At 34.9% G+C, this 13,544-nt stretch carries 7 protein-coding genes and 1 pseudogene; 7 read left to right on the top strand and 1 reads right to left on the bottom strand.

All coding sequences use genetic code 11. From position 1 onward, the window contains the following. Position 1 precedes the first annotated feature (1 nt). The 3 genes from CN946_RS03555 (at position 2) to rlmH (ending at position 1,732) form a co-directional block, all read left to right on the top strand. Positions 2 to 796, top strand: coding sequence for an MBL fold metallo-hydrolase (locus CN946_RS03555; RefSeq protein ID WP_098233308.1), 795 nt, complete (start codon positions 2 to 4; stop codon positions 794 to 796). Between the two features lie 205 nt (positions 797 to 1,001). Next, complete coding sequence (locus CN946_RS03550; RefSeq protein WP_435817588.1) at positions 1,002 to 1,193, top strand: CxxH/CxxC protein; 192 nt, start codon at positions 1,002 to 1,004, stop codon at positions 1,191 to 1,193. 59 nt (positions 1,194 to 1,252) lie between these two features. Continuing rightward, positions 1,253 to 1,732: a 23S rRNA (pseudouridine(1915)-N(3))-methyltransferase RlmH gene (gene rlmH / locus CN946_RS03545; protein WP_098859919.1), complete on the top strand. Its 480-nt coding sequence runs from the start codon at positions 1,253 to 1,255 to the stop codon at positions 1,730 to 1,732. Between the two features lie 119 nt (positions 1,733 to 1,851). Here rlmH and CN946_RS03540 read toward each other — a convergent pair whose 3' ends face one another. Continuing rightward, positions 1,852 to 3,339, bottom strand: coding sequence for a DNA/RNA non-specific endonuclease (locus tag CN946_RS03540; RefSeq protein ID WP_176547187.1), 1,488 nt, complete (start codon positions 3,337 to 3,339; stop codon positions 1,852 to 1,854). A 737-nt stretch (positions 3,340 to 4,076) separates the two neighbouring features. Between CN946_RS03540 and CN946_RS03535 the strand changes: the two genes are divergently transcribed. The 4 genes and pseudogenes from CN946_RS03535 to CN946_RS03520 all read left to right on the top strand — a co-directional run bounded on the left by CN946_RS03535 (position 4,077) and on the right by CN946_RS03520 (position 13,541). Next, positions 4,077 to 4,763 carry a response regulator transcription factor gene (locus CN946_RS03535; protein WP_098859917.1) on the top strand — a complete coding sequence of 229 codons (687 nt, stop codon included), beginning with the start codon at positions 4,077 to 4,079 and terminating at the stop codon, positions 4,761 to 4,763. Further along, positions 4,738 to 6,819, top strand: coding sequence for a HAMP domain-containing sensor histidine kinase (locus CN946_RS03530; RefSeq protein ID WP_098859916.1), 2,082 nt, complete (start codon positions 4,738 to 4,740; stop codon positions 6,817 to 6,819). The genes CN946_RS03535 and CN946_RS03530 overlap by 26 nt, the downstream gene beginning before the upstream one ends. A 161-nt stretch (positions 6,820 to 6,980) precedes the next feature. Continuing rightward, a pseudogene (locus CN946_RS03525) lies at positions 6,981 to 8,444 on the top strand (WD40/YVTN/BNR-like repeat-containing protein). Between the two features lie 444 nt (positions 8,445 to 8,888). Then, positions 8,889 to 13,541 (top strand): S8 family serine peptidase, encoded by a 4,653-nt coding sequence (locus CN946_RS03520; protein WP_176547186.1) that lies wholly within the window; start codon positions 8,889 to 8,891, stop codon positions 13,539 to 13,541. Positions 13,542 to 13,544 lie beyond the last annotated feature (3 nt).

The following is a 13,544-nucleotide window of genomic DNA, read 5'->3' as shown; positions in this document are numbered from 1 at the left end:
GATGAGTCTGCATTTTAGTGTACTTGCAAGTGGAAGTACCGGAAATGCGTTATACGTTGGGACGGAGAAAACTAAGCTTTTAGTTGATACAGGACTAAGTGGTAAAGCGATGGAGTCTTTATTTAAAGAAATCAACAGGGATATAAAAGAAGTTTCCGGCATTCTAGTCACGCATGAGCATAGTGATCATATTAAAGGGCTTGGAGTTCTTGCCAGAAGATATCAAATCCCAATTTACGCGAATGAAAAAACATGGAAAGCAATGAACCATTTAATTGGAGAAATTCCAACAGAGCAAAAGTTCATTTTTAACATGGAAACGACGATTCAGTTTGGGGATATTGAAGTTGAATCATTTGGTGTATCACATGATGCTGCTGAACCAATGTTTTACGTATTTCATCATAATGAGAAAAAATTTGTTACAATTACGGATACAGGCTATGTAAGTGACCGAATGAAGGGAATCATTTCTAACGCAGATATGTATATTTTTGAAAGTAACCATGATGTCGAAATGTTACGCATGGGTAGATATCCATGGAGCATTAAACGCCGTATTTTAAGCGATGTTGGTCACGTTTCAAATGAGGATGCTGCACTAGCAATGTCAGATGTAATTGGAGATAAAACAAAACGTATTTATCTTGCACATTTAAGCCAAGATAATAATATGAAAGAGCTTGCCAGAATGTCTGTTACTCAAACATTAGAGGGAAAAGGATTTGAAGTTGGGATGCAATTTGAAATTCATGATACGGACCCTCAAAAACCAACAGATATAGTGTATGTATAAAACAAAGCGCATACTTAAGGGGAGAGTTTACTTTCTCCTCTTTTTTTTACGTTAAAAAATATAAACTGGGAAGCAGGGAGTGGTACTCGACGTAGTCGCCAATTTTAGGAATTAAGTATAAGTGCAACTACGCCTCTGACTTCGCCTAAAAGGCTCGTCAATCGACGAGTTTTCTTTATGTGCTAAAAAAAGGAGCTGTGTATAAGTGGAAAAAATAATTTTAAGCTGTGATGAGCATATAGAATGGGCTCTTGACGATTTTGTGGATAAGTATAGTGAAACACCCCTGTTGAATAAAGTCGAAAAATCGCATAATATATCCACAACCTGTGAATATTGTCAAAATGATGCCATATATATTGTATCGAACATAGATTCCCCCACTAAATGTGGATAGAAATTGTGGGTATGTGGATAACTTTTGTGTATAACTTGTTCGTAAAGTGAGGATATAATGTGAATATCTCAATTATCAGTGTTGGAAAGTTAAAAGAGAAGTATCTAAAGATGGGGATTGATGAATACATAAAACGATTATCTAGTTATGCAAAAATGGATATAATCGAAGTCCCAGATGAAAAGGCACCAGAGAATTTAAGCGATGCAGACGTGCTAATCGTAAAAGAAAAAGAAGGCGAAAGAATTTTAAGTAAAATAGCAGAAGATGCTTATGTAATTGCATTAGCAATTAAAGGGAAGGAACATACGTCTGAATCACTAGCAAAAAAAATAGATCAACTTGCCACATATGGAAACAGCAAAGTTGCATTTGTGATTGGCGGGTCATTAGGTCTAAGTGATGCTGTGATGAAAAGAGCGGATGATACATTGTCATTTTCAAAAATGACTTTTCCACATCAGTTAATGAAGTTGGTTTTAGTTGAGCAAATCTATCGTTCATTTAGAATTAATAGGAATGAACCATATCATAAATAGAGATAGTTTATTTTAAAATAGAAAAGGGAAAGTGCTACCAAAAGTTTTTTGGATCACATTCCCTTTTCTGTGTTTTTAGTTTAAATTTCCATCATAAGTGAAGAAAATCTCCCCTGGACTTAATTTGTAGGACCATTGTCAACACTAGCTTCTACGGTACTTTGAACGTTAGCCGGCACCAAGGATAGGAAGTCATAACCAGTCATAGACTCAATTGAATCTACACTTACCCTATAGTAGCTCCAAGGGTGACTAGAAGTTGTTTGATCATTTGGTAGCACTACAGCTATTACCCTCGTAGAAGCTGTAACTCGACTTAAATCATTATTCCCATTAGGTAATACAACGATCACTTTCCATGTTTTCGCTGGTACGACAACCCCATTCCCAACAGTAGTCTTATATCCATTAGACCCAGTGCCCCCGGATCCATAGCCTCCAGATATTACATATAATTCGTTTCCAGCTGATACAAGTGAACGACTATACTCCTCTAAATTAGCCCAAGTAATTTCGTTGTTATTTGGAGCTTGAGGAATCATATTGCTCATTAGAAAAGTTGCTGAATTATTAGCAACAGTAGATGTACGGTCAGCAGATGGACACATGTGACCTCGGTCAAATCCGCTTCCTGAAAATTCACTAGCAGTAACTTGATACCACCCTGATGGCAATGTAGTATCAGCACGGAAGTCATCCTGACGAGCCGCACTTCCAAGGTCAGATGAACCTACGTGCCAACTAACCCAGTTAGGCTCGTGTTTGCTATTGTTGTAAGATAAATCGTACTGAGGTTTAACCATCAAATAATTATTAGAATTAGATATATAATTTGTAGCACCACTTGGATTTCCCAATCCGATATGATCATTATCAGTGCCCGTTTGTGTTTCTGTTGAAGGTTCCGCTGTAGAAGACGAATTTTGAGGAATTAGACTGCTCGTAATCACAAAGTCATTAGCATTATTATTCGTGTCCCAACCATTCCCTTGGCCTTGGAAAGTTCCACCATTGTTGTCTTTACGTTCTACACTTGTCGTGGCAGATATAGTACCTACTGGTGTAGATTCTGAATCATTTGCAGAGCCGAATCCAACAAAATCCACCACATTAGAATTTGTCGAACCTGATACCGCTGTAGTTACTTTTGCTAGTGCAACTTTTCCGCTGCTTGCACTTAAATTTATAGTACCTGTAACATCTGCAGTCGGTAGATCAACAGTTCCGCCACCACCACTTGCTTCTTTAATTAAATAATACTGATGTGATCCAATACTACCTGTCAAATTTGTAATGCTGCTGAATGTACCAGTTGAAGAAGCATATTGGACAGACCATCCAGATAAGCTAATACTTGAGTCTGTAGGATTATAAAGTTCAATATAATCATTTTTGTAGGAAGTACCACTATTACCACCACCACCATAAACTTCGCTGATTACAACATGAGTTCCAACAGCAGCCTGTGCAGGTTTCGTAAATAAGTTTCCTAATGCACTACTAAAAAAAACTAAACTAGAACAAACGAGGTAGGCTGTCTTTCTTTTTAGATTTTTCTTAATTTTTTTAGATAACATAGTATTTTGTACCGATCGACTTTCTAACATAAAATAAAAACCTCCTACTAAGTATTGAAAAAATATTGATAGTGTAATTGAAACAACCCAAGAATAAGAACTTGATCCATTCATCGTATATGCTTGGGGGGAAATAAAATAAAAGGTGTCCTAAAGAAGGTGTTCTGGTTGTGGATTCTCGTGGTGCCCTGGACCCTTGGGTTATAAAGAAAATGGGCTGAAATGATAATTTGTACAAGAAAAAAATATGTTTATTAGGGCAAAAAAACTATTACTTAATCTAAAGCAAGTAGATTGTTTGTATACAGATAGTTCTTAAAAAAGGTTTAATCACCTCCTAATAGTATTTTCCGTGAATTCAACTTTGGCCCAAAGGCAGATTGGCAACTTTTTTGTATTCACATAAAAAACTATGAAAGGCTTTAATATGTATTGCTTTTTTATTGCCTAATTCCACAATATCATAATTTTTTTCAGAAAAATTTAAAATATTTGTAAATAATTACCTACCTTTTATTAAGTACATTAAAGAGTTATTTTTAAATAATTGATTCAAAGAACCCCCCTTTAGAAAACTGAAAGCTATATTGTTAATAATTACGAGCGGGCAACATTATAAAAGAAGTCCAAATCTGTATTTTTAATAATCCTAAGAAAATCTTAAGATTTACGTTGAATGGATTTTAAGATTTTACTGTTATCATTCTCTTAACATGAAAAATAAAGAGGTGATACAATTTTGAAAAAGGTAAATAGGAGAGAGATACATGAACATATTAGTTTGTGATGATGATCAGTCTATTGTTGAGGCAATTTGTATTTATCTAGAAAATGAAGGATATAGCATCTTCAAAGCCTATAACGGAGTAGAAGCACTAGCGACTATCGAAAACGAAGAAATCCATCTCATTATTATGGATATTATGATGCCTAAATTAGATGGAATTCGGACTACGATGAAGATTAGAGAAAATTATGGTGTTCCTGTCATTATGCTGTCTGCAAAATCCGAGGATTCTGATAAAATTTTAGGCCTAAATTTAGGAGCAGATGATTACATAACAAAGCCATTCAATCCTTTAGAGCTCATAGCACGAGTTAAATCACAACTGCGGAGATATACAAGCTTAGGCAGTCTTGAAACGAAGAACAGTTTATATCGTAGTGGAGGGCTTGTAGTCGATGATGAAAGCAAAATCATTACAGTTGATGGGGAAGTTGTTCATCTTACTCCAGTTCAGTATAAGATTGTAAAGCTCTTGACTGAAAATGCAGGTAGGGTATTTTCAATTGAAGAAATTTATGAAAGAGTATGGAACGAAACGGCTTTTAATCCGGAAAATACAGTATCTGTCCATATTCGAAAAATTAGAGAGAAGATCGAGATAAATCCTAAAGAACCGAAATACTTGAAGGTGGTGTGGGGAGTTGGATATAAGGTCGAGAAAATATAGTCATTCGTTAACTACAAAAATAATTGTATTTACGCTAGTTGTTTTATTTTTTTCAGGCATACTTAAATCGATTGCAAATGTGTCTGCTTTAACTGATGATGATTTTGGAATAGTCTTTGAAGATAATTACTTTCTTAGTAAATCCTATATGTTAGAAGTTGAGCCTATTTTAAGTAGCCTGACTCAATTAGTAAGTGAGTATAAAAGTGAAGAGAATATTTCAAAGGGTGGCGCAATTAGCACAGAGGATAAGAGAACAATTGAAGCATCTTTATATCCTGATTTTATGGCACGTTCAAAAATATACAATCAAAACTTAAGCGAAGAAGAAAATTTTAAAAATTTTAAAGAAGCTTATGCAAATGAAATTAATCAAGCAAAGAATCAGATGATAACGGATGATCTTAAAACATATCAAGGGTTAATGCAAATAGTAGCTGGAAATAAAGATCTATTATATTATGCCAATGACGGTGTTAATGAATTTACAAATAACACGCTAAAAGGTCAGTTCAAAGAGAACCCTTCCTATATCATTTATAAAGATTATAAAAGAGAAATTTATCCATCAACGATTGAAAAGAATAAAAGATTTGACTGGATTACCGAAAATTTAGATCAGTTAAATGCAAAGAACATGGAAGTTTCTATGGCATTCAAGCAAGATACTTTGAATCAAAAAATAAAAGAATGGAAAGAAAGTAAGTCAATTGCAACGAATGCATTCATTCTGTTTATAGGTTCTTCTATCGGATTATTACTGTCTTTAGTATACTTAGCACTTATTATTGGTAGAAAATCATTCAATGACCGAGAACTACAATTAAATATAATAGATAAATTATTTAATGACTTAAATGTTCTATTATTAATGGCTCTCACCGCTTCTTGGGTAGCATTAGTGGACACGCTAACAATTGATGTTTTAAGTATGTTAGTATTCTTCCTTTCGATTCCATTTTTTATTGTGGCACTAACGCTGATCTTATCAATCATAAAGCATATTAAAAATAGAACACTGTTAAAACATACATTAATCTATCTTTTATTAAGTAAGTTATTTACTTTTATTAAAAATGTCTATAATAGTGGTAGTACTGGCGTTAAAACGGTATTACTTGTAGTTGGCTATCCAATCGCAATTGCGGTAACATTTTTTATATTCCCAATCACGATCGGCTTTGCGGCATGGTTTGCGTATAAGCAAGTAAAAAAGTTCAATGCGATTAAAGATGGGGTCGAGCAAATTAAAGTAGGAGATTTCCACCATCGTATAGAGGTAGATGGAAAAGGTGAATTTGCAAGTCTTTCTAATAATATAAATAGCATAACAGATGGTTTGAAAACAGCTGTTAATCGTGAACTAAAGAGTGAGAGGATGAAAACTGAGCTTATCACTAATGTATCACATGATATTAGAACACCACTGACTTCGATTATTACGTATGTCGATTTATTGAAAAAGGAAAAGGACCCTATTAAAATACAAGAATATGTAGAAGTTTTGGATCAAAAATCGCAAAGATTAAAGCTATTAACTGATGATTTATTTGAAGCGGCAAAAGCATCTAGCGGTACGATGCCTGTTCATCTAGAACGTATAGATATTTTATCACTACTAACTCAGGGCTTAGGAGAAGTAAATTCAAAAATTGAGGCTTTAGATTTAGCATTTAAAATAAACCATCCTCAAGATAAACTTTATGTTGCAGCGGATGGAAAACTATTATGGAGGTCCGTGGAGAATTTATTATCAAATATATTTAAATATGCACTTAGAGGATCGAGGGTATATATAGATATAGAAGATATGGGTAATGATATACTTCTTACATTCAAAAACATTTCTGCTTATGAATTAAATATATCAGCTGATGAACTAATGGAACGATTCAAAAGAGGTGATGAATCGAGAAATAGCCAAGGTAGCGGTTTAGGTCTTTCAATAGCGAAAAGTCTAATTGAAATTCAAAAAGGACAGTTTGCAATTCAAGTTGACGGTGATTTATTTAAGGCAATGATTCGAATACCTAAACATAATAGTTTAATTTCTTAATCTAACATAATTCAGATCTAGCACTCCTGTTCAAATTGGGGTGCTTTTTTATTTAATGAGGCAAGAAGGTAAATCACAAGTCATGCAGAAATCTAGGAAAACAAAGTATACTAAAAATGGATAAATAGAACGACAAATTCAATTAGGGGGGGAGTTTTAGATTGAGGGGAAGAGTAAAAAGAATACTTATAACATTATTAACAAATCCGATTTTCTTAATTGGATACTGGGTTTTTGGACAAAAGTTAGCTTCAATATGCAAGTATGGAAGTATCGATAAAAATCTACCTATTTTATTAGTAAGCGTAGCCCTATTGATATTGGTCATTGTATTTACCATAATAAAAGTAATAAAAAATAGGGAGCACAAACCGAATAAACTAGCAGATTTAAAAGCATGGAAATTTATTTCTATTATCTTGTTTGTTGCAATTACATTATTTTACGGAGCGAACATATATAAAAGTGCGACAAATTTTGGCGGTAAACTTGCGTGGTATATAGAACGGCAAAAAAATCAAAGATCAATTAAATTTGAGCATAACAATATATATCAATATGGCGTAGAGGGCATTTTTGAAGATATAAATAATAAGTATACATTGCCCAAAAAACTATATATGGAAAATAATTTTTCCCTTAAATTTAATTCAGATGGAACAATTACATCCCTTGATACATTTGTGTATGGGAAGAATGACAATGGAAAAGAAGAAAGCTTTCTAATAACTTATGATAAAAATAAGTCAAAAAATATTACATTATATTTACACGGGTATGCTGCTCCTAATTATAATGACGATAAACTGTTAGAACCTTTAATTGAAACCGTTAATGTAGTTCCTATTAAAAAAGCAGTTAGTAAATGGAATGAAAATCAGTATGGATTGATCTATTCCGGTAAAAGAAATTGGGGATACAATACAAATGGAATTATTAATATTGATAAGAATGGAAGAGAATATAGCCCGGAAACAGCAAGTACTGAAATAATTGGCTATACTGTATCATTATTTGTCCCTGGAATGGATAAAGAAATTACACCTGCTAGATATAACTTAATAGGTGATCCAAATTGGAGTAAACCATCAACTACTCCAAATCAAGCTACTTCAGATGAGAAGAAAAACGAGCAAACTAATACAAAGGAACAGTTTTTTCTATCTAAAGAAGTTGGTTATAAACTAAATGTTGCAGATAAAGCATTAGGAAGCACATTTTATTCATAAAGCAAAACAACTAATGGTGGAAACACATGGACTATCATAAATAATGATCCATATAGCGGAACAGTTGGTGGAGCCTCAGGTATCGTCTTTTTGGACGACAAACTCGGATTTTTAGGAGCAGTTAATCCTTCCGGTAATGAAGGAGCCATATACCGCACAGACGATGGGGGTAAAACTTTCAAAAAAGTAAATTATACACCTCACGAAGTAAAGTTGAAAAATGGACAAACTATTAAACCTTTTGATACACCAAGTATGCCATTTATGATGGGAGGAGTTTTAAGTATGTTGGTTGGTCAAGGTTCAGATGGGGATTATAACGGGAATAGTAGCGAACTTTATCAATCAAATGATAAAGGACAAACATGGAAATTTGTGAAAGAGGTTAAAAAATAGGCGTTTTAGTCAAATAGTTAATTCTATAAAGATCAAAAGAGAGGTCTCTCAAAAAAGTTGAGAGGCCTTTTCTTTATGTTCTTTACTTGAGGAATTAGATTAAGAATTACTAATTTATTCCAAAAAAACAGAAACCATCAAAATTTGTGGAATGACAAGTTGCAAATTCCCTCAAATCCATTCCTATAAAATAAGCATGTAAATCAATGCCAAAAGAATATTGCTCCAAAAATTTAACAAAATATTACAATTTTTTTTTTTCATCTTACCCTAAAATTCCCCAATTTACTGTCCCTATAACCCAACTTATAATGAAGAATGGCGATTAATTGTCGTAAAATTTTTAACAGTATTAAAATTCTGTCATTAAAGGGGGAAAAATGGTTAGGGGGGAATAGGGCTTTTGCTCTATCTATTAAATTAAAGAAGGGAAATGAGAAAGGTATGGGCCATCGTAAAATGAAAAAGATGGTCATGTCAACGTTTCTTGCAACTTCAACACTGCTAGGCTACACAGCTCAGGCTTTTGCCATGACAGGTGGAATATCTGCAAGTAATAGCCAAACTGTTCAGTTAGACAGTAATAGCAAACTTGACTTGACTCAAGCACAACAATTGCAAAATTTATATTTAGAGAAGCTTCAGTTTGATCCGAAGCTATTAAACTCTTCAGACCAACTAGATTTAATTATTCAATTTAATGTTGATCCAGCTCCAATTCAAATGCAAAATCAACAGAAGAATGCATCTTCTGGAAAACTTTCTGTTAATCAAGAAAGCACGCCGGCTGTTACGTTAGAAAGTGCTCAAACAGAAGTAAATCAAACACACAGTGACTTTAAGAGTTTCGTTAGCAATGAGTCTAAAAAATTGAAAGCAACAGGCGAATCTAGCTCTATTCATATAGGAAGAGAGTATACTCAAGTATTTAACGGGTTAGCTGTCAAAATTCCTAAAAGTTCACTTAATGATATATTGGCACTACCTTACGTAAAGAGTGTCTATCAAAATGTTAAATATTCTCCAATTCCAGCTTCACAGTCAATCGATATTCCAGCAAGCGTAACAGGTGACGGAAATGTTTCTGATCAAAAAACAAATCCAAATGTATTACCTGCTATTCGTTCAAATCGATCTAACATACAATCAGCAAGTAGTACTTCAGATAGCTCTTCCGTATCAGAAAAAGCAGTTAATACGCAGTCTGGAACAATTCCACCTCCGGGTCCAGAAGGCCCACAATCTGGTGAAACAGCAGTTCTCGATTGGTTAAAAATACATGATTTACAAAATGAAAACATCACAGGGAAAGGCGTAAAGGTCGGCGTTATTGACACAGGTCTTGACTATAATCATCCAGATATTGCTGGAGAATATCAAGGCGGTAAGGATTTTGTAGACAATGACAATGACCCGATGGAAACGGTATATTCTGACTGGTTAGCTGCAAAGAATGCCAATGATTCACTTCCATCTGATCAACAAGATCCGGATTTTCCAACAGATTACCATAATTATATTACTTCTCACGGAACCCACGTAGCTGGAACAATTGCAGGTCAATCAAGAAATAGTTCTCCTTATGCAGTTAGAGGAGTTGCTCCTGAAGTTCAGTTATATGCTTACCGTGTATTAGGTCCTCACGGTGGTACAGATGAGGCAGTTATTGCAGGGATTGAGCAATCATATAAGGATGGGTGTAAAGTAATTAACTTATCACTTGGTGCAGCTTATAATGATTCATTGTCGCCTAATGCTGTTGCAATTAACAATATTTCTGACCTTGGAGTAACTGCAGTTATTGCTGCTGGTAATTCTGGGCCAGGTGCTGGAACAGTAGGAACTCCGGGTGCAGCAGCTAAGGCAATAACTGTCGGCGCAATTGCTACACCTACTCAAGTTCCAACGTTTGACATCCATTCATATGGAGCATCAGGGGAAGATTCATTTGCGATTACAAATACGCGTTTAATCGGAAAGGATTTTTCGGAATCGAATTCAAAGCTTAGTGGATCGACTCAGTATGATATCGTAGATGCTGGATACGGCACACCTGCTTGGTATGATGATCTTCGTAATAAAAATATTGATGTTAAAGATAAAGTTGTTCTTGTCAAGCGCGGTGGTTCATCTATGGACCAACTAATGAAGTACGCGACTAATGAACATGTTAAGGCAATGATTTTGTGGAATCCATCGGACAATCCTAATCTTCTATTTGATGATCAGGGGTTTTATCCATTTTATTTTGGTTCGTTGGGTAGTACGGTTTATACTTTGCAAATAGGCAAGAATGATGGAACAAAATTCTATAATGCTTTTAAGGCCGGTACGATTAAGAAAATATCTGTATCGAATGCTGGAAATTTCACAATGCCAGGGAATTCACTTGCTAGTTTTAGTTCAACCGGTCCAGTTACAGGTTCATTAGCAATTAAACCTGATGTTGTTGCACCAGGTGTAGATATTTTCTCAACAGCTCCTTATGATATCTGGGAACCAGATAGCAAAGATTATTCGTATAATTACCAAACAATGTCAGGTACATCAATGGCTACTCCTCATGTTGCTGGTATGGCAGCATTGATTTTATCAGCTCATCCAAACTATAAGCCTGAGGATGTCAAAGTAGCATTGATGCAAACGGCTGATCCTATAGACTCACAAAAAAGTTTATTCCAAATCGGCTCCGGTAAAGCCGATCCATATCAAGCAGTGCATTCTGATATGCAATTTAAGGTAAAGGATTTTATTCAATCACGCTCATCAGCTGATGATTCATCAAGTTCAAATATTATTAACATAGCAAATACAACAGGTTCATTTTCGTTTGGGTATACTGCTCGCTCAGTAGATGGTTCTGTTACGAAAACAGGCGATTTGTATATTACTAATAACGGAAATGCTGCTAAGACCTTCAACGGATCGAGCGCTTTCTTTAAGGATGCGTTCATGACAAATGGACAAGATGGTGTAGAGCAAGGTGCTAAAATTAGCATAAGTAATGCAACATCACCTGAGACTGAAATAAAGTCAATTACAGTTCCAGCAGGAGGAACTATTCATCTTACAGTAAAATTTACTGCTCCTACTTCAGCTGCAAGTGGATATTACGAGGCATATATTAACTTTGTTAATCAAGCTAATCCTGATGAAACTTACCGCATGCCTCTTGCAATTAATGTTCAAAGTAGAGGACTAGATTTTAGAATCCAAAGAAAAGCTTTTACTTTAAGTGGCGATAAAAATTTTAATCCTAATACATTTGCTGTTGTTCCTCAATCTTGGGCAGAGGTTCGAGTAAAAAGTCCACTAGATCCTTCATTTGGTTTTAGGCTTTATATTATGGATATAACAGGAAGTAAATATATCGGTTATATTGCTACATTTAATCTATCTGCTTTTACTCTTGGTAATTTGGTTTATGCACCGTTATTACTTAATGGTAATTATTACCCTTATAAAGATCCTATTTCTAAGGATGATCCTAATTTATCAGTTAAACTTACACAACAACAATCAACTCAAAAGCAAGTTGGAGAAGGTGGCTATACAATACAAGCTCGTGCTTTAGACGCTACTACTGGTCAGTTATATGAAAAAAACAGCACTGTTTATGTTGATAACACCGCCCCAACGGTACAAATGGATAAAGGTAGTGAACCGGGCATTTATGAAATTGATCCCAATGGTCCTATGACAGATGGGGCGTTAAAGTGGTTCTCAGGAAAAGCTTACGATTCAAATGTTGATTATATGAAAAACGTTGGACATGAAACGCAAGTTCCAGCACCACCTAACTATGATACTGATACAAATGTAAGTCAGTCTTTAGGTAGAATTGACGGAATGCTTGGTGATTCAAACTCAGCACCGTACGTCAACTATTTCCTTACCCCTAGTGGTGATGGACAATTTAAATTTGGTATTAGTAAAGAAGACCTTGTGAATACTTCTGATGACCCATTAAAAGAAAATTACGGTGTACAGTTCAGAATTTATCCTGAAGATTATTCATTTGCAGGTAATCTTGAAACGCAAGGACAATTTTATTATTTTGTTAAAAAAGGTAATGAGTATGTAGTTAATCGATTTGCGCGACTAGATTCGCCGGGTTCAACTACATTAAATGGAGTCGATCCTAACTTCCTTGTTGATAAAACATTAGTCTCTAAAGGAGATAACTTTAAATCAACATTATCTATTAAATATCCTAAAAATCTTGTTGGAGCGAAGTTCTATATTGATAGCCTTCCTTTTGCGGATATAAATGATATTGATTTTAGTCCGGAATACAAAGCCTTTTTAGCAACAAAGGGTCTTACAGCTGATAAGACTTGGATTCAAAAAGACACGGATGTAAATGGAGATTTTATATTCAGTTTCAATCTTCCGAAAGATGTACAAGCTCAAGGTGTATTAAATACAACGGACACAATGAGCGGTGGTGTTGCTAAAGAAATGCCTCTTCTTGACATTAAATACAAAGTATCAAACGATGCGGGATACGATACTTTATGGCTTGTTGGTTCTGCAAATATACCGGAAATCACAACGTATGACGGCGGGAAAAATGGAATGGATCGAGTCCCTACATTCCTAGATAAAAAACTTTACATTAGAGGCTCAGCATATATTAGTGGAAGTATTAGACCGGAAGGTTTCCAAAACTATCCGACTTCTAATTCATTCGGTAGATCAACGCCAATAACAGCTGATGGTTCGGGGGTTGAGGTTAAGTTTGAAGATCCTAATGCAGGTGGTATTACGTCTAAATTGTCAATAGCTCAGGATACTACAGCCAGCGCTTCAAGTGCAAATCCAGGAATTATTCAGACTGGTTTATTCACAACTGACCTTCCTATGCAAGCAGGAGACAAACCATACAACTTTACAATGAAAATGCCAGGTCATTTAACGTTCTATGGTACATTAGCTGTTAATACTGCAGGGCAATATAATTATGCATCGGGAGGAAGTTATTCTGTTCCGAATGCAATCATGCTAGCAGGTGATGTAAATGGTGACGATGTAATTGATATGAAAGACATTGAGGCTGAAATTACAGCTTACAATAGCTTTGTTGCACTGTTGTAAAAC

It is taken from the genome of Bacillus sp. AFS053548, assembly GCF_002575105.1.
GTDB lineage: Bacteria > Bacillota > Bacilli > Bacillales > Bacillaceae_G > Gottfriedia.
This window is presented reverse-complemented; position numbering and strand designations above follow the sequence as displayed.